We start from the raw sequence: 16,735 nt of genomic DNA, 5'->3' as shown, positions 1-16,735 counted from the left end.
TGGTATTCATTTTTCGTCCGAGGACGTTAAGAATCCATGTCACTTTGAGTGCCCACACAGATTGTCTGATAAATTGTTAAAGAGCAGTGCAACGCGGCTTTCGCTCACCGTTGCGAGGTGGCGTATATTACGCTTTCCTCTTTCAGAGTCAACCCGTTATTTCAGGATTTTTTCTCTTCAACCGACCGGGCTGTTTGTGAAGTGATTCACATCTGCCGTGTCGATGGAGGCGCATTATAGGGAGTTCGCGAACGACCGCAACCGAAAAGTTGCAAAAAAATGACTGACTGCTGCATTCCCCAGCAAAACCCCGCCTTATACCCATTTATGCACAAAGTTATCCACAATTCTGCACGGATCCCAATGCGATCCCACGAATTGAGCGGGAAGATCAACTATACTGGCGGCAAATACTCTTCTCTGTTCAGGCCGCTTCATGACCACACAACGCCTCATCCGTGACTGGCGTCTCCCTACCGCTGGGTTGATGCTGCTGGCAATGTTTTTTGCCGGTTTTACCCTGCATACGCACTGGAACACCTTTATCCAGTGGTGTCTTGCCTCGCAAATTACCCTGCACCGGTATCTGGTGATGTACCTGCTGCAGCTGAATAACCATCAGTACAGCGGCGGGTTATGGCTGTTAACGGGCGCTTTCCTTTATGGTGTGCTTCACGCCGTCGGACCCGGGCACGGAAAATTCATTGTGACGACCTATCTGACCACCAATAAGGAAAGCGAGCTGGCCGCCCGGGTCGTCCCTTTCCTGGGCAGCCTGATGCAGGGCGTCAGCGCCATTCTGTTTGTCTTTATCCTGGCGGTAGGGTTTAACCTCGCCTCAGGGGATATCAGTACCAGCCGCTGGTATGTGGAGAAGGTCAGCGCAGTGCTTATTGGCGCATTCGGCGCATTCGTCATTTACCAGGCGCTGAAGAGCCTGCGCCCACGCAGGATAGCAGTGTCCGCCATTAAGCCTCTTCACCAGCACGATGAACACTGTGGCTGCGGTCATCACGGCGTAGGTGCAGACCTGACGCAGGGCGACTGGAAAACCCGTCTGGGCGTGATACTGGCGATTGGCGCACGCCCGTGCAGCGGGGCGATCATGATTCTGATGTTTTCGAACGCGCTGGGCATTGTTACCTGGGGGATGGCCGCAGTCATGACCATGTCGCTGGGAACCGCTCTTTCTATTATGGGGCTTTCACTGGCTGTACGTTACGCCCGCGAACGCACGGTGGCCTGGTTCGGAGAAAGCGCCTCGTTAAAATGGCTGGTGCCGGCCGTCAAAATTGTCGGAGGGATAGTCCTGATCCTGTTCGCGACGGTGCTGTTCCTGACGGTGATCCCCATCAGCGCCAATGGCGACTACATCGCCGCAGGATGCTAATAAAAGAAAACCCGCCAGCGGCGGGTTTTTTGTTACTCATTGATGCGTGGATGCTGATCCACCAGTCGGGAACGTTTTTTCTGCAGCTCTTCAATCTCGGCGTCAATATCCTCAATCTTCTGCTCTACATTATCGTAGTGCTCACGGAGGATCTCTTTCGCTTCCTGGATATCCGATGCCGCAGGCGTTGCGCCTTTCAGAGGGCGATTCGCCGTCTCCTTCATGGTAATACCGGTAATCAAACCAATCACCGCGATCACCATCAGGTAATAAGCAGGCATCATCAGGTTCTGCGTGCTCTCCACCAGCGAGGCGGCAAGCGTCGGGGTCAGACCGGCAATCAGCACCGAGATGTTGAAGGCCGCGGCCAGCGCGCTGTAGCGAATATGGGTCGGGAACATCGCGGGCAGCGTTGAGGCCATCACCCCGATAAAGCAGTTAAGGATCACCGCCAGCATCAGCAGACCGGCAAAAATCAGCCCCAGTACATTACTGTTGATCAGAATAAATGCCGGGATGGCGAGGGCAAACAGCGCAACGCTTCCCAGAATAATGAACGGTCGACGACCAAAGCGGTCACTCAACAGGCCCATAATCGGCTGCACAAACAGCATACCCACCATGATGGCGATAATGATCAGCACACCGTGATCTTCCGAGTAGTGCAGGTTATGCGACAGATAGCTCGGCATGTAGGTCAGCAGCATGTAATAGGTCACGTTGGTGGAGATCACCAGACCGATACAGACCAGCAGGCTTCGCCAGTGCTTAGTGGCAATCTCTTTGAACGATACCTTCGGACCGTCCTGCAGCCCTTCGCGGTCACCCTGCTCCAGCTTATCAACGTGCTGCTGGAACGCAGGCGTCTCTTCAAGCGCATGACGCAGGTAGAGACCAATGATCCCCAGCGGCAGTGCCAGGAAGAATGGGATACGCCAGCCCCAGTCGAGGAAGTTCTCTTCCCCCACCACGGTTGAAATCAGGACCACCACACCCGCGCCCAGGACAAAACCGGCAATGGAGCCGAAGTCCAGCCAGCTTCCCATAAACCCGCGCTTACGGTCAGGAGAATACTCGGCAACGAAGATCGAGGCGCCAGTATATTCACCGCCCACGGAGAAGCCCTGTGCCATCTTACAGATCAGCAGCAGAATCGGTGCCCAAATGCCGATGGTGGCGTAAGACGGTATAAGGCCGATACAGAATGTACTGATCGACATAATGACGATGGTGATAGCCAGGATCTTCTGACGACCATATTTATCACCGAGCATACCGAAGAACAGACCACCCAGCGGGCGAATCAGGAAGGGAACGGAGAACGTACCCAGTGCCGCAATCATCTGCAGGCTGGGATCGGCCCCGGGGAAAAACACTTTACCTAACGCATAGGCCACAAAGCCGTAGACACCAAAATCGAACCATTCCATCGCATTACCGAGCGAGGCTGCGGTAATCGCTTTACGCAGTTTGGCGTCATCAATAATGGTGACGTCGCGAAGCGTGATGGGTTTAATCTTTTTCCTTCTCAGCATAGCTATCCTCGTTGACTCGGCCCTGTCTGTTTCACAGTCCAGTGTGCGTTCTGTGAACCATGGGATCCGCTCCATGCGAATCGCCTTATTCAAGCGTAGCAGGTTTACTTACATTGACGTTTTACGTCGATACAACCGAACCTGTTGACGCCTGCCTGGGCAGTTAATGACCTTTTTACCCTACCAGCGTTTATATTTGTGATCAACTTCACACATATTTCAGCATCAGGTCAACTCAGTCCAGTATTTGTCAATCAGTGCAAATAAGCCCTTTCTCATCCCCGCCTCATGAGCTCTCTCACGCACGTCATGAGTTCTTTCGCAACAAAAAAACAAACCACGTTTACTCACATTCAATTTACATAAATTTTCTTCATCAGGAAGCCGCCGATAGTTTTACATTGAATATGTGACAAAGATAACTAAAACGATGTTTTATTTTGATTGAATCAATATTCCAATGATCGCATGATAAATCCGAATACAGCATTTCATATGTTTTCTAAGAAAGTTAATCGAGAGAAAACATTTATTTTCCTGGCAGGGTTATCGAGAAACACCTCTCAAAAACAAATGCCAATCAATTGAATTTATTGACTAATTTTTAACACCGAACGCCCGTCCTGCGGGGTCAGATGTGAGGATTGTCCATGAAGATTAAAGCCACGATAGAACGCATACCCGGCGGTATGATGCTGGTTCCGCTGGTGCTGGGCGCCATCCTGAATACCCTTGCCCCTGATACCGGGGCATATTTTGGTGGTTTCACAAAAGGCATGATAACGGGCACGGTTCCAATTCTTGCCGTCTGGTTTTTTTGTATCGGTGCATCCATTAATTTGCGGGCGACAGGTACCGTATTACGGAAATCCGGCACGCTGGTAATAACCAAAATAGCGGTAGCCTGGGCGGTGGCAATGATATGCGCGATGTTCATCCCGGAGAATGGAATTCAGACCGGGTTCTTCGCGGGGTTATCGGTGCTGGCGATTGTCTCCGCGATGGATATGACTAACGGCGGATTGTACGCCAGCCTGATGAACCAGTACGGGACGAAAGAAGAGTCCGGCGCATTTGTCTTGATGTCTCTCGAATCAGGCCCGCTGATGACGATGCTGATCCTGGGGTCCGCTGGCCTGGCCTCTTTTGAACCCCACCACTTTGTCGGCGCAATCCTGCCCTTCCTGATCGGCTTTGCCCTTGGCAACCTCGATCACGATCTGCGTGATTTCTTCAGCAAAGCCACGCCGGTGCTGATACCGTTCTTCGGCTTTGCGCTGGGGAACACCATCAACCTGAAGGTTATCCTTGATACCGGCCTGCTGGGTATTGTGCTGGGTGTCGCCGTAATCGTCATTACCGGTATTCCGCTGATCGTTGCCGACCGCGTGATCGGGGGAGGAAACGGCACGGCGGGCGTCGCCGCCTCTTCAGCCGCAGGCGCTGCCGTCGCCAACCCGGTGATTATTGCCCAGATTAACCCGGCCTTCGAACCAGTAGCCGCTTCAGCGACGGCGCTGGTTGCCGCCAGCGTGATTGTCACTGCGCTACTGGTGCCGATCATCACGGCGCTATATGCGAAACGCTACGCCAATGCCCCCGAGCAGAATATCGAACGAAAAGCGGTCGAACTCCGCCATTAATACACTGCACCAAACCCTCCCCTCTTCCTTGCGGGGAGAGGGTAAGGGGTAAGGGATTTACCCAAAAATCTCTTCCACCATCCCGTCCACCAGCCGTTTTGCCGAACAGAGCCTCGGCATTCCCAGTGCGACGGTCTGCCAGTTTTGCGTCACTGACCAGCTCACCGGATGCTTATCCGCCTGACACCAGTCCCCCAGCCAGCCCAGCATGTCTTTATGATCGATCGATCCGGGAGAAGCAGGCGCTGTCAGCCACTGGTGATAAAAATGGCGGGTCGTGGGTGAGGCATTAATGCCCTGCGCCAGATAGTTAGCCGCCATGCTGCGCAGGTTATCCTTAAGCATGGCCGCCACATCTTCTTTCGCGAGGCGGCATGCGTCGCCAAATGCTCCCCAGCGCAGTTCTTCCAGAACGATAAAACAGCGCCCGGCCAGCGACCAGCCATCATAATGTCCGGCCCGCCAGCGGGTAAAAATTTGCTCGCTATGCTCACCCGCCTGCACCGTTAGCCCGCGCTGGGTCAGCGCCTTTTCTTTCCAGGCTGCGCGTTGGGTAAAATGAGACACGAGATCGGCGTACTGCTGCGTCAGTCCGGGAGACTGCAGGGTGCGTGGGTGAGTCTGCTGACGCAGCGCGATCAGCTTCTCTGCCATCAGCGTCAGCGCGAGATGGCCCGGATCAAGCATCCCGGCCAGCTTTTCCGCCAGCCCCAGGCGCAGCGCCGCATTTTCATTGAGCATCCCCGCCATCGCCCAGGGGCGTAGCCGGGTATGCGTCATGATTTCCTGCGTCAAACGCTCGCGAAACTGCAGCTGCTGTGGTCCCAGGCGAGGATGACGCGCCGCGTCTCCCCCCTGCACCAGATCGACCATAAATTTTGGATTAATACACTCCAGCGTTCGCCCGGGGCCGTCCAGTAGTGGTGTTGTCATGGTTGCTCTGCCGCGAATAGAGTTTGAATATCATCGCGTAACAGTCGGGTATCTTCCTGTATCCACGTCGCAGTAGTGATGCTTTGCTTCAACAACTGGCAGAGCGCTCGGGTTGAGTGCTCATTTTGCTGACGCACTGCGAGGCTATCACGCAAGCTTTCCTGTAACCCGGTCAGGCACAACGAAAATTCTGCAAAGAACGTCGCCATTCCTGCCGTAACAGAGACATCGACCTGCGCGGACAAAGCTTTACGTATTTGTTCACAAAACTGATCAATATGTTGCTTAAATTTGTCATGTAGCTGCGCAATGTCGATAACATAGCGCGTGCGCGTTTCCACATACTCGTCCCAGCCCCAGCCAGGATTATTGAGCCAGCGAGAGACCGTTTCGCGCATGCTGCTCCCGCCGGAAGGCGGGGCGGCCTGGCTATCGTCCTGCGCAATCGCATCGTTAAACAGCGCTCGCGTATTGAAGTTAAGCTGGCTTGCCTGAAACGCCGGGAAGCTGATCCGCGCCCGAAAACCCGCATGGCTCAGATGCTCTTTAATACGCGTTTCGATGGGACGCATGGCTTCGTTAAGAGAACGCGCCAGCGTGGACTCCAGCTGATCGAAGCGTAACGCCAGCTCCCGGCCGATCTTCGTCTGGGCATCCAGCATCACCCGCTCGCAGGAGGCGCGTAATTTACTCAGCGCAATCTGCGCCTGCCCTTCATCATCCAGCACCAGCTGCTTCACCCTCTCACCGCGAAGTTGCTGCCGTTCGGTGCCTGCCGAATCAAGAATCGGGGGCGTGCTGAACACCTGGTCAATCGCCTGGTGAAGCGCGGTTTTTTGGGATCCCATAAAGTCCGCGGTGGCGTTCAGCGCTTCCTCAACCTCGTGTTTCACCTCATCGCTCACCACGCGCTGACGCGTCTGCAAAAGCGCCATGTCCTCTTCCAGACGTGCGATATTCAGCTCCAGCGCCTCAAAGGCCACCGTCAGCCCCTGATAGCGGAAATCGAGATACTCTCGGGCGTTTTGCGCGTAGTTAAGAAGCTTATGCGAGGCCGAACGCAGCGCGTAGAGCGAGGCATTGGCATAGGCGGCGTAAATCAGTTTCCGTATCGGTTGCTCGAAGAGCGAATCTTCCCAGAGCAAATCGGCAGAATGTCGGATATGGTCGATATCGTCCAGGTCCGCCGTACGCCAGCGACGTCCGAGTGCGGCTTCGGCAAAATCCTGCACCCAAGGTTGCTCCTGGTGATCCGGCAGTCGTCCATGCGAACTTAGCTCATAGCGCGCGCGGTTCGCCAGATACGCCCACATGGACGACACGGGGTAAATCTGGCCAGGCGAAATATTGCCTTTCATTAAGGTGCCGGAGATCATTGCCCGAATCTGTTCTTCATCATCGCTATTGCGATCTTTCTGATCGAATTTATTGACCAGCGCATACAGCGGCACCGATTTTCCCGCCGCGGAAATCGCCTGGCGGACTTCTTCATCAGAAATGGATTTAAGCTGGGTATAATCCATCACGGCCAGTACCGCCGATGCGCGGGACAACTGCTCGCTGAGCATTTTTTGCAGATGCGGCTGTCCGGCCTCGTTCGGCCCGGGCGTATCGAGCAGCGTCAGCTGCCCGAGGTGGGCATCCAGGCCCGCAAGATGCACGAACTCCACTTCAATGACCGGGATATGTTCAATAGCCGTATATTCAGAGAACGGAAACTCCACACCCAGCGCCTGGGAAAGTCTCACCAGATCGTTGAGGCTTTTCAGACAATGAAATATCGGCTGCGCGCCCAGGTGATGCTTCTCAAACGCTTCCCCTTTTTCAATGCGCTCCAGCAGCGTATTCATGTCTTTATCAATTTCCAGACGCTGAGCCAGCTTCCCGCGGTCGTAATCACAGAGCTGTTTCTGAAGCAGTTGGATCAATTCATCAATCGGGGAGGCATGAGAGAAATGCAGCACCGGCTCCTTCTGGCCCGGCGTGTGGCGAATCAACGTCGGCAGCGCCGTCATCGGACGATTGCGGTTCGGCAACACTTCGGTACCCACAATCGCATTAATGGTGGTCGATTTCCCCGCTTTCATGGTGCCAACAATGGCCAGGACCATTTCCAGCCGGGTTATTTTGCGTAATTCATTATTCAGCATCGCCTGCTGGGCGTCGACACCGCGCGCGCTAAAATGCAAAGGTAAAACGTTGTTTGTTTCGCCAGTAATAGCAGCCTCTGTGCTCTCCAGCATCTCAGTGGGCATTGATTTCAACGTATCAAGATTTTGCAGGGCAAGCTGTAACAAACGCTCGGCTTCCTGGCTTAATTCAAAAATGGTCTGTGTGTGCATGATAAAAGCCTTTCCTTAACGCAAATTTATTACTTTTATTAAGCCACTGGTTTTAATTATGTTGTTCAGGCTTATATGATCACGTGTGGAAAACATGTTCGCCGAAATATAACTGATTGAAGATAATCAGGAATAATTCCCTATCCTTGCATGGCGTGTAGAACTCTTCTCCAGGCCTGATAGCCAAAAGAAAAAAGCGTAGCCCATTTTTAAGAAACTTCAGGATATATCACCATTATTTACCCACCTAAAAAGAGAGGTAATGCACCACTGCCATAAGATATGTATGGCAGCAAAGTCCGGAGATAAATAACAATGTGTCGCTTCACCTTATCCGAAATGGCAGAGCGTAGCAATTTGCTGCAATAAAATATTCGATATATTTATCGTCATTTCTTCCCACCGTGTTAATGGACATAAGCTTCGCGTAACTGACTGACAGAACGTGTCACTCCCGATACGCTTTTTGGCTTTTTTAATTCACAATATCACCGACAACGGTGTGGATTTGCGCTATACTTGCCGCCTTTTTCGGCACCCTGCCGTCATTTAGCTGGCACTTTCCAGCGCGTTTACACTTTCGAGGATACCGATATGTCTCTCCCACACTGCCCAAAATGCAATTCTGAATACACCTATGAAGATAATGGCATGTTCATCTGCCCGGAATGCGCTCATGAATGGAATGATGCCGAGCCGGCTCAGGATGCTGATGCGCTCATCGTAAAAGATGCGAACGGCAACCTGCTGGCGGACGGTGACAGCGTTACCGTCGTTAAGGACCTGAAGGTGAAAGGCAGTTCTTCCATGCTGAAGATCGGCACCAAAGTGAAGAATATCCGTCTGGTTGAAGGCGATCATAATATCGACTGCAAAATTGACGGCTTCGGTCCAATGAAACTGAAATCTGAGTTCGTGAAAAAGAACTGATTTTTCACCTGTATGCCCGGTAAGCGAAGCGCCACCGGGCGATTTTGCCGGATGCGCTACGCTTATCCGGCCTACAAAAAAAGAACTAAACTTAACGGGCTTTTCTTACGTGAGGTAAAGATTATGCCGTTAAGTCCCTACATCTCTTTCGCCGGCAACTGCGCTGAGGCCACCGCCTTTTACCAGCAAGCCGTCGGCGCAGAACTTCTCTATAAAATTACCTTCGGCGAAATGCCAAAAAGCGATAACAGCGAAGAAGGCTGTCCGTCCGGTATGCAGTTTCCGGATTCGGCTATCGCCCACTCCAACGTCCGCATTGCGGGCAGCGATATCATGATGAGCGACGGGATGCCGCCCGGCAGCAACGCGCAGTACGCGGGCTTCACGCTGGTGCTCGACACGCAGGATGTGTCAGAAGGCAAGCGCTGGTTCGACAACCTCGCCGCGGGCGGGAACATCGACATGACGTGGCAGGAGACCTTCTGGGCGCACGGTTTCGGTAAAGTCACCGACAAATACGGCGTGCCGTGGATGATTAACGTCGTCAAGCAACAAACGTCGTAGGCAGGACACGCGCAGCGCAGCCGGCAACAGCGACCGGTGGCGCTGCGCTGACCGGGCCTACGGTGATTGTCATCAAACTCCGCTCAACTCTTCAAACTCCCGCAACCTGCACTTAACCCAAATGTCACATTGATGCGCCAGCATGAGGCCACATTTATCGTGAGGCCCAGCACATGCAAACTGTCATCCGCGTCGAGAAACTGAGCAAGACCTTCAATCACAACAAGGCTCTGCATGCCGTTGATCTGACCGTCCGGCAGGGCGACATGGTGGCGCTTCTCGGGCCTTCTGGCTCGGGTAAATCCACCCTTCTGCGCCATTTGAGCGGGCTTATCACCGGCGATAAAACGCCGGCAAGCCACGTCGAGCTGCTGGGTAATACCGTACAGCGCGCCGGGCGTCTGGCGAGCGATATCCGCAAGAGCCGCGCCCAGACGGGCTACATCTTCCAGCAGTTCAACCTGGTAAACCGCCTGACGGTGCTGGAGAACGTGCTGATTGGCGCGATCGGCAGCACCCCGTTCTGGCGCACCTGTCTGCGCTGGTTCACCCCTTCCCAGAAGCAGGAAGCTTTACAGGCGCTGACCCGCGTCGGCATGGCGCATTTCGCCCACCAGCGCGTCTCCACCCTGTCCGGTGGACAACAGCAGCGCGTGGCGATTGCGCGCGCGCTGATGCAGAAAGCGCAAATCATCCTTGCTGACGAACCCATCGCCTCGCTGGACCCGGAGTCCGCCCGCATCGTGATGGAGACCCTGCGCGACATTAACCAGAACGACGGCATTACCGTGGTGGTCACGCTGCATCAGGTGGATTACGCCCTGCGCTATTGCGAACGCATCGTCGCCCTGCGTCAGGGACACGTGTTCTTTGATGGCGCAAGCCATCAGTTTGATAACGAACGTTTTGACCATCTCTACCGCAGCATTAACCGCGTCGAAGAGAACGCGCAGGCTGCTTAATTAAACCCGATCCGAGGAAAGTACATGAGCTACAAAGCCGTTGCCGCGCTGGCCTTTACCAGCATGTTCAGCCTCAGCACCCTGTTAAGCCCGGCGTATGCGGAAGAACAGGAAAAAGCGCTAAACTTCGGCATTATTTCGACGGAATCACAGCAAAACCTGAAACCTCAGTGGGAACCGTTCCTGAAAGATATGGAAACCAAGCTGGGGATCAAAGTGAACGCCTTCTTCGCCCCGGACTACGCGGGCATCATCCAGGGGATGCGCTTTAATAAAGTGGACATCGCCTGGTACGGCAACCTCTCCGCCATGGAAGCGGTGGACCGCGCGAACGGCCAGGTCTTTGCCCAGACCGTCGCGGCAGATGGCTCCCCGGGCTACTGGAGCGTACTGATCGTCAACAAAGACAGCCCGATCAACAACCTCAACGACATGCTCGCCAAACGCAAAGAGCTGACTTTCGGCAACGGCGATCCGAACTCCACCTCGGGTTACCTGGTCCCTGGCTACTACGTCTTCGCCAAAAACAACGCCTCCGCCAGCGACTTTAAGCGCACGGTAAACGCCAGCCATGAAACCAACGCTCTGGCCGTGGCCAACAAGCAGGTGGACGTTGCCACCAACAACACCGAGAACCTCGACAAGCTGAAGACGTCCGCCCCGGACAAGCTGAAAGAGCTGAAGGTTATCTGGAAATCCCCGCTGATCCCCGGCGACCCGATCGTGTGGCGTAAAAACCTGTCCGAAAGCACCAAGGACAAGGTGTACGACTTCTTTATGACCTACGGCAAAACGCCGGAAGAGAAAGCGGTCCTGGAACGTCTGGGCTGGGCACCGTTCCGCCCGTCAAGCGACCTGCAGCTGGTCCCGATTCGCCAGCTGGCGCTGTTTAAAGAGATGCAGGGCGTGAAGGACAACAAAGGCCTGAAGAACGAGGAGAAGACCAGCAAAGTGGCCGCGATTCAGGCCCAGCTTGAAGACCTCGACCGCCTGACCGCCGCGCTCGGCGCGATGACCAGCGTGAATAAAGCGGTGCAGTAACGCTTTTCGCCCGGTGGCGCTGCGCTTACCGGGCCTACATTTTGGATCGTAGGCCGGATAAGCGTAGCGCCATCCGGCACACAAAGACCTGCGGAGTAACACATGCAAACCATCACCCTCCCGCCGCCGAAGCGCAGCTGGTTCTCGCTCATAAGCTGGGCCATCCTGCTGGCGGTGCTGGTTATCTCCTGGAAGGGCGCGGAAATGGATCCGCTGCTGCTCTTCAAAGACGCGGGCAATATGGCGACCTTCGCCGCCGACTTCTTCCCGCCGGACTTCAGCCAGTGGCAGGACTACCTCAGTGAAATGGCGGTCACCCTGCAAATCGCCGTCTGGGGCACCGCGCTGGCCGTTATTCTCTCCATTCCGTTTGGCCTGATGAGCGCTGAAAACATCGTGCCGTGGTGGATATACCAGCCCATGCGCCGCCTGATGGACGCCTGTCGGGCGATCAACGAAATGGTCTTTGCGATGCTGTTCGTGGTCGCCGTCGGCCTCGGTCCGTTCGCGGGCGTCATGGCGCTGTTCATTCACACCACCGGGGTGCTCTCCAAGCTGCTTTCCGAGGCGGTCGAAGCCATCGAGCCCGGCCCGGTGGAAGGCATTCGCGCCACCGGCGCCAATAAAATCGAAGAGATCCTTTACGGCGTCCTGCCGCAGGTGATGCCGTTACTCATCTCCTACTCCCTGTACCGCTTTGAGTCCAACGTCCGCTCCGCCACCGTCGTCGGCATGGTCGGCGCAGGCGGGATTGGCGTCACCCTGTGGGAAGCGATTCGCGGTTTTCAGTTCCAGCAAACCTGCGCCCTGATGGTGCTCATCATCGTCACCGTCAGCCTGCTGGATTTCCTCTCTCAACGTTTGCGTAAGCACTTCATCTGAGAAGCGAGGCTTTGTTTTCTATGCACTTATCCAGACATCCGACCAGTTACCCCACCCGCTGGCAAGAGATCGCGGCAAAGCTCGAAGTGGAGCTGCGCACGCACTACCGCTGCGGAGACTACCTCCCTGCCGAGCAGCAGCTTGCTGACCGCTATGAAGTGAACCGACACACCCTGCGCCGCGCCATTGACCAGCTGGTCGAGCGCGGCTGGGTCCAGCGCCGTCAGGGCGTGGGCGTGCTGGTGCTGATGCGCCCGTTCGACTACCCGCTTAACGCCCAGGCGCGCTTTAGCCAGAACCTGCTGGATCAGGGCAGCCACCCGACCAGCGAAAAGCTGCTCTCGGTATTACGCCCGGCCTCCAGCCACGTGGCGGACGCGCTGGGTATTCAGGAGGGCGACAACGTCATCCACCTGCGCACGCTGCGCCGGGTCAACGGCGTCGCGGTGTGCCAGATCGATCACTACTTCGCGGACCTCACCCTCTGGCCGGTGCTGCAGAATTTCTCCAGCGGATCGCTGCATGATTTTCTCCAGAATGCGACAGGCATTGCGCTGAAACGCACCCAGACGCGCATCAGCGCCCGCCGCGCGCAGGCGAAAGAGAGCAAGGTGCTGGAGATCCCCAATATGGCCCCGCTGCTCTGCGTGCGCACCCTCAACCACCGTGACGGCGAGATCGACGCGACGGAATACTCCGTCAGCCTGACCCGCGCCGACATGATCGAATTCACCATGGAGCACTGAATGCACTTCGACACCGCCACCCGACAGCGCTGGATGCGCGTGCTGGCCCACAGCCAGCCTGCTGCGCTCTCTGCCCGCATGAACGCCCTTAGCCTGGCTCCCGGGTACGACCTCCTCCGCGCGCCGGAGATCGGCCTCGTTCAGATCCAGGCGCGCATGGGCGGCACCGGCGCGCGCTTTTTCGCCGGGGACGCCACCCTCACCCGCGCCGCGATCCGCCTGCACAGCGGCACGCTGGGCTACGGCTACGTGCTGGGGCGTGATAAAGCGCACGCCGAGCGCTGCGCGGTCATCGACGCGCTTTTACAGGAACCCCCGCATTTCCAGACGCTGATGGAAACCCTTATTTCCCCGCTGGAGGCCGACCGCGCCGCACGCCTTGCCGCGCGTCAGGCCGAAGTGAATACCAGCCGGGTCGACTTCTTTACGCTCGTTCGCGGAGACAACGCATGACGCTTCAACCCGCTTTTACCCTGGCCGTCCAGGATGCCCAACACAGTTTTCGTCGCCTGCTGAAGGCCATGAGCGAGCCGGGCGTGATTGTCTCGCTGCACCAGCTCTCTCAGGGCTGGCTGCCGCTGAACCTGGCGACAACCAGCGTGCTGCTCACCCTGGCCGACAACGATACCCCGGTATGGCTTTCGGGCGCGCTGTCGAACGATATCGCCAACCAGAACCTGCGTTTTCACACCGGCGCCCCGCTTGTTGAACAGCCGCAGCAGGCAATCTTTGCCGTGGCCGACGAACAAATCAGCCATGAACAGCTGAATGCCCTGAGCGAAGGCACCGCCGTCGCCCCGGAAACCAGCGCCACGCTGATTTTGCAGGTCGCCAGCCTGAGCGGCGGCCGCATGCTGCGCCTGACGGGCGCAGGCATCGCCGACGAACGCATGGTCGCGCCGCAGCTGCCGGAGTGCATCATTCACGAGCTGACCGAGCGCCCGCACCCGTTCCCGCTGGGCATTGACCTGATCCTGACCTGCGGCGAGCGCCTGCTGGCCATCCCGCGGACCACCCACGTGGAGGTGTGCTGATGTACGTTGCCGTCAAAGGGGGCGAGAAGGCCATCGCCGCCGCCCATGCGCTGCAGGCGCACAGACGACGGGGTGATGAACAGCTCCCTGAGCTGAGCGTCGCCCAGATTGAGCAGCAGCTAAACCTCGCCGTCGATCGGGTAATGACCGAGGGCGGCATCGCCGACCGCGAGCTGGCGGCGCTGGCCCTCAAGCAGGCCAGCGGCGATAACGTGGAAGCCATCTTCCTGCTGCGCGCCTACCGCACCACGCTGGCGAAGCTGGCGGTCAGCGAACCCATCAACACGGCGGAGATGCGCCTGGAGCGCCGCATTTCTGCCGTTTATAAAGACATTCCCGGCGGCCAGCGGCTCGGCCCTACCTATGACTACACCCATCGCCTGCTGGATTTTACCCTGCTGGCGAACGGCGAGGCGCCACGACTCAGCACCTCTGACGCCGAACAGGAACCGTCTCCGCACGTCTTCAGCCTGCTGGCGAAACAGGGCCTGGCGAAGGCGGAAGAGGACTCCGGCGCGCAGCCGGATGACATCACCCGCACGCCGCCGGTTTACCCGTGCTCGCGCTCGTCCCGCCTGCAGCAGCTGATGCGCGGCGACGAGGGCTATCTGCTGGCGCTGGCCTACTCCACCCAGCGTGGCTACGGGCGCAACCACCCGTTTGCCGCCGAAATTCGCAGCGGCTATATCGACGTCGAAATCGTGCCGGAAGAGCTGGGTTTTGCCGTAAACGTCGGCGCACTGCTGATGACCGAGTGTGAAATGGTGAACGGTTTTGTCGCGCCCGAAAATGAAGACCCGCACTTTACCCGCGGCTACGGGCTGGTGTTTGGCCTCGGCGAACGCAAGGCGATGGCCATGGCGCTGGTCGACCGTGCCCTGCAGGCACCGGACTACGGCGAGCACGTTGCAGGCCCGGCGCAGGACGAAGAGTTTGTGCTGGCCCACGCGGATAACGTCGAGGCCGCGGGCTTCGTCTCGCACCTCAAGCTGCCGCACTACGTCGATTTCCAGGCCGAACTGGAACTGCTGAAACGCCTGCAACGGGAGCGCAAACATGGCTAACTTAAGCGGCTACAACTTTGCCTATCTGGATGAGCAAACCAAACGCATGATCCGGCGCGCCATCTTAAAAGCGGTGTCGATTCCTGGCTATCAGGTGCCGTTCGGCGGCCGAGAAATGCCGATGCCCTACGGCTGGGGGACGGGCGGCATCCAGATTACCGCCAGCGTGATCGGCGAGGCGGACGTGCTGAAGGTCATCGACCAGGGCGCGGACGACACCACCAACGCCGTATCGATCCGCACCTTCTTTCAGCGGGTAACGGGCGTCGCGACCACCGAAAAAACCGAAGACGCGACGCTGATCCAGACCCGCCACCGCATTCCGGAAACCCCGCTCACGGAAGATCAGATTTTGATTTTCCAGGTGCCGATCCCGGAGCCGCTGCGCTTTATCGAGCCGCGCGAAACCGAAACCCGCACCATGCACGCCCTGGAAGAGTACGGGGTCATGCAGGTGAAGCTGTATGAGGATATCGCCCGCTTCGGCCATATCGCCACCACCTACGCCTACCCGGTGAAGGTCAACGGGCGCTACGTCATGGACCCGTCGCCGATCCCGAAATTCGATAATCCGAAGATGGACATGATGCCCGCCCTGCAGCTGTTCGGTGCCGGACGTGAAAAACGCATCTACGCCGTACCGCCGTACACCCGTGTAGAGAGTCTCGATTTCGACGATCACCCGTTTACGGTGCAGGAGTGGGACGAGCCGTGCGCCATCTGCGGATCCAAACACAGCTATCTGGATGAAGTGGTGCTGGACGACACGGGCAAACGGATGTTTGTCTGCTCCGACACCGATTTCTGCCGCCAACAGAGCGAGGCGAACGGCCAATGAAACCGCTGCTTTCGGTAAATCACCTGACCCACCTGTATGCGCCGGGCAAAGGCTTTAGCGACGTGTCGTTCGAGCTGTGGCCGGGCGAAGTGCTGGGCATTGTCGGCGAGTCCGGTTCCGGCAAAACCACTCTGCTGAAATCCATCTCCGCGCGCCTGACGCCGCAGAACGGCGACATTTTGTATGAGGGCGCTTCGCTCTACGGCATGAGCGAGGCCGAGCGCCGCCGCCTGCTGCGCACCGAGTGGGGCGTGGTGCACCAGCACCCGATGGACGGCCTGCGCCGTCAGGTCTCTGCCGGAGGCAATATCGGCGAACGCCTGATGGCCACCGGCGCGCGCCACTACGGCAATATCCGCGCCACGGCGCAGCACTGGCTGGAAGAAGTGGAAATCCCCGCCTCGCGCATCGACGACCTGCCGACAACCTTCTCCGGCGGCATGCAGCAGCGTTTACAGATTGCCTGCAATCTCGTCACCCATCCGAAGCTGGTGTTTATGGATGAACCCACCGGCGGGCTGGACGTCTCGGTGCAGGCCCGCCTGCTCGACCTGCTGCGCGGTCTGGTGGTGGAGCTGAACCTGGCGGTGGTGATTGTCACCCACGATTTGGGCGTCGCGCGCCTGCTGGCGGACCGCCTGCTGGTGATGAAGCAGGGTCAGGTGGTGGAAAGTGGGTTAACCGACCGCGTGCTCGACGATCCCCATCATCCGTACACCCAGCTTCTGGTGTCGTCCGTGTTGCAGAACTGAGGGGGCTGTTGCCGGGTGGCGCTGCGCTTACCCGGCCTACGAATAGCGCACCTGTGGGCCGGGTAAGGCGAAGCCGCCA

At 57.2% G+C, this 16,735-nt stretch carries 16 protein-coding genes; 13 read left to right on the top strand and 3 right to left on the bottom strand.

All coding sequences use genetic code 11. From position 1 onward, the window contains the following. Positions 1–436: 436 nt before the first annotated feature. The gene (locus ACHH0Z_RS20345; protein ID WP_045409827.1) at positions 437–1,390 is read left to right on the top strand and encodes a nickel/cobalt transporter; all 954 of its coding nucleotides are present in this window, start codon (positions 437–439) and stop codon (positions 1,388–1,390) included. Positions 1,391–1,422: 32 nt separating this feature from the next. Here ACHH0Z_RS20345 and proP read toward each other — a convergent pair whose 3' ends face one another. Further along, complete coding sequence (gene proP, locus ACHH0Z_RS20340) at positions 1,423–2,925, bottom strand: glycine betaine/L-proline transporter ProP (protein WP_008500072.1); 1,503 nt, start codon at positions 2,923–2,925, stop codon at positions 1,423–1,425. A 650-nt stretch (positions 2,926–3,575) separates the two neighbouring features. Between proP and kdgT the strand changes: the two genes are divergently transcribed. Further along, the gene (gene kdgT, locus ACHH0Z_RS20335; protein WP_008500071.1) at positions 3,576–4,568 is read left to right on the top strand and encodes a 2-keto-3-deoxygluconate transporter; all 993 of its coding nucleotides are present in this window, start codon (positions 3,576–3,578) and stop codon (positions 4,566–4,568) included. A 57-nt stretch (positions 4,569–4,625) separates the two neighbouring features. Here the strand turns inward: kdgT and ACHH0Z_RS20330 are convergent, their stop codons facing one another. Both ACHH0Z_RS20330 and crfC read right to left on the bottom strand, forming a co-directional pair. Beyond that, positions 4,626–5,501 carry a diguanylate cyclase regulator RdcB family protein gene (locus tag ACHH0Z_RS20330; RefSeq protein ID WP_008500070.1) on the bottom strand — a complete coding sequence of 292 codons (876 nt, stop codon included), beginning with the start codon at positions 5,499–5,501 and terminating at the stop codon, positions 4,626–4,628. Further along, positions 5,498–7,843, bottom strand: coding sequence for a clamp-binding protein CrfC (crfC, locus tag ACHH0Z_RS20325; RefSeq protein ID WP_021242912.1), 2,346 nt, complete (start codon positions 7,841–7,843; stop codon positions 5,498–5,500). The genes ACHH0Z_RS20330 and crfC overlap by 4 nt, the downstream gene beginning before the upstream one ends. 594 nt (positions 7,844–8,437) lie before the next feature. Between crfC and ACHH0Z_RS20320 the strand changes: the two genes are divergently transcribed. The 11 genes from ACHH0Z_RS20320 to phnK all read left to right on the top strand — a co-directional run bounded on the left by ACHH0Z_RS20320 (position 8,438) and on the right by phnK (position 16,656). After that, positions 8,438–8,773 carry a zinc ribbon domain-containing protein YjdM gene (locus tag ACHH0Z_RS20320; protein WP_008500067.1) on the top strand — a complete coding sequence of 112 codons (336 nt, stop codon included), beginning with the start codon at positions 8,438–8,440 and terminating at the stop codon, positions 8,771–8,773. A 123-nt stretch (positions 8,774–8,896) separates the two neighbouring features. After that, on the top strand, positions 8,897–9,337 hold the full coding sequence (yjdN, locus tag ACHH0Z_RS20315; RefSeq protein ID WP_045407296.1) for a VOC family metalloprotein YjdN: 441 nt from the start codon (positions 8,897–8,899) through the stop codon (positions 9,335–9,337). Between the two features lie 173 nt (positions 9,338–9,510). Beyond that, complete coding sequence (gene phnC / locus ACHH0Z_RS20310) at positions 9,511–10,299, top strand: phosphonate ABC transporter ATP-binding protein (RefSeq protein WP_045407290.1); 789 nt, start codon at positions 9,511–9,513, stop codon at positions 10,297–10,299. A 24-nt stretch (positions 10,300–10,323) separates the two neighbouring features. After that, positions 10,324–11,340, top strand: a complete 1,017-nt coding sequence (gene phnD, locus ACHH0Z_RS20305) for a phosphonate ABC transporter substrate-binding protein (protein ID WP_045407287.1) — start codon at positions 10,324–10,326, stop codon at positions 11,338–11,340. Positions 11,341–11,442: 102 nt separating this feature from the next. Then, on the top strand, positions 11,443–12,222 hold the full coding sequence (gene phnE, locus ACHH0Z_RS20300) for a phosphonate ABC transporter, permease protein PhnE (protein ID WP_021242916.1): 780 nt from the start codon (positions 11,443–11,445) through the stop codon (positions 12,220–12,222). A gap of 20 nt (positions 12,223–12,242) precedes the next feature. Then, positions 12,243–12,968, top strand: coding sequence for a phosphonate metabolism transcriptional regulator PhnF (gene phnF, locus ACHH0Z_RS20295; protein ID WP_023326523.1), 726 nt, complete (start codon positions 12,243–12,245; stop codon positions 12,966–12,968). Next, positions 12,969–13,421, top strand: a complete 453-nt coding sequence (gene phnG / locus ACHH0Z_RS20290) for a phosphonate C-P lyase system protein PhnG (protein ID WP_045407285.1) — start codon at positions 12,969–12,971, stop codon at positions 13,419–13,421. Then, positions 13,418–14,002 (top strand): phosphonate C-P lyase system protein PhnH, encoded by a 585-nt coding sequence (phnH, locus tag ACHH0Z_RS20285; RefSeq protein WP_008500060.1) that lies wholly within the window; start codon positions 13,418–13,420, stop codon positions 14,000–14,002. The genes phnG and phnH overlap by 4 nt, the downstream gene beginning before the upstream one ends. Continuing rightward, entirely contained in the window at positions 14,002–15,066 is a 1,065-nt protein-coding gene (locus ACHH0Z_RS20280) for a carbon-phosphorus lyase complex subunit PhnI (RefSeq protein WP_023293494.1), read from the top strand. Before phnH ends, ACHH0Z_RS20280 begins: the two co-directional genes overlap by 1 nt. Next, on the top strand, positions 15,059–15,904 hold the full coding sequence (locus ACHH0Z_RS20275) for an alpha-D-ribose 1-methylphosphonate 5-phosphate C-P-lyase PhnJ (RefSeq protein ID WP_045407282.1): 846 nt from the start codon (positions 15,059–15,061) through the stop codon (positions 15,902–15,904). Before ACHH0Z_RS20280 ends, ACHH0Z_RS20275 begins: the two co-directional genes overlap by 8 nt. Beyond that, the gene (gene phnK, locus ACHH0Z_RS20270; protein WP_045407280.1) at positions 15,901–16,656 is read left to right on the top strand and encodes a phosphonate C-P lyase system protein PhnK; all 756 of its coding nucleotides are present in this window, start codon (positions 15,901–15,903) and stop codon (positions 16,654–16,656) included. The genes ACHH0Z_RS20275 and phnK overlap by 4 nt, the downstream gene beginning before the upstream one ends. The last annotated feature ends 79 nt before the right edge of the window (positions 16,657–16,735 follow it).

Origin of the sequence: Enterobacter cloacae complex sp. 2024EL-00227, assembly GCF_043945315.1 — a bacterium.
Classification (GTDB): domain Bacteria; phylum Pseudomonadota; class Gammaproteobacteria; order Enterobacterales; family Enterobacteriaceae; genus Enterobacter; species Enterobacter roggenkampii.
The sequence above is the reverse complement of the archived record's forward strand: the minus strand, read 5'-3'. Positions and strand labels throughout refer to the sequence as shown.

Bases quoted from the DNA above. Each gene is read 5' to 3' on its own strand.
- phnG (WP_045407285.1), top strand. From the start codon at position 12,969: ATGCACTTCGACACCGCCACCCGACAGCGCTGGATGCGCGTGCTGGCC.
- proP (WP_008500072.1), bottom strand. From the start codon at position 2,925: ATGCTGAGAAGGAAAAAGATTAAACCCATCACGCTTCGCGACGTCACC.
- kdgT (WP_008500071.1), top strand. From the start codon at position 3,576: ATGAAGATTAAAGCCACGATAGAACGCATACCCGGCGGTATGATGCTG.
- phnF (WP_023326523.1), top strand. From the start codon at position 12,243: ATGCACTTATCCAGACATCCGACCAGTTACCCCACCCGCTGGCAAGAG.
- ACHH0Z_RS20280 (WP_023293494.1), top strand. From the start codon at position 14,002: ATGTACGTTGCCGTCAAAGGGGGCGAGAAGGCCATCGCCGCCGCCCAT.
- ACHH0Z_RS20330 (WP_008500070.1), bottom strand. From the start codon at position 5,501: ATGACAACACCACTACTGGACGGCCCCGGGCGAACGCTGGAGTGTATT.
- ACHH0Z_RS20320 (WP_008500067.1), top strand. From the start codon at position 8,438: ATGTCTCTCCCACACTGCCCAAAATGCAATTCTGAATACACCTATGAA.
- ACHH0Z_RS20345 (WP_045409827.1), top strand. From the start codon at position 437: ATGACCACACAACGCCTCATCCGTGACTGGCGTCTCCCTACCGCTGGG.
- ACHH0Z_RS20275 (WP_045407282.1), top strand. From the start codon at position 15,059: ATGGCTAACTTAAGCGGCTACAACTTTGCCTATCTGGATGAGCAAACC.
- phnH (WP_008500060.1), top strand. From the start codon at position 13,418: ATGACGCTTCAACCCGCTTTTACCCTGGCCGTCCAGGATGCCCAACAC.
- yjdN (WP_045407296.1), top strand. From the start codon at position 8,897: ATGCCGTTAAGTCCCTACATCTCTTTCGCCGGCAACTGCGCTGAGGCC.
- phnC (WP_045407290.1), top strand. From the start codon at position 9,511: ATGCAAACTGTCATCCGCGTCGAGAAACTGAGCAAGACCTTCAATCAC.
- crfC (WP_021242912.1), bottom strand. From the start codon at position 7,843: ATGCACACACAGACCATTTTTGAATTAAGCCAGGAAGCCGAGCGTTTG.
- phnK (WP_045407280.1), top strand. From the start codon at position 15,901: ATGAAACCGCTGCTTTCGGTAAATCACCTGACCCACCTGTATGCGCCG.
- phnE (WP_021242916.1), top strand. From the start codon at position 11,443: ATGCAAACCATCACCCTCCCGCCGCCGAAGCGCAGCTGGTTCTCGCTC.
- phnD (WP_045407287.1), top strand. From the start codon at position 10,324: ATGAGCTACAAAGCCGTTGCCGCGCTGGCCTTTACCAGCATGTTCAGC.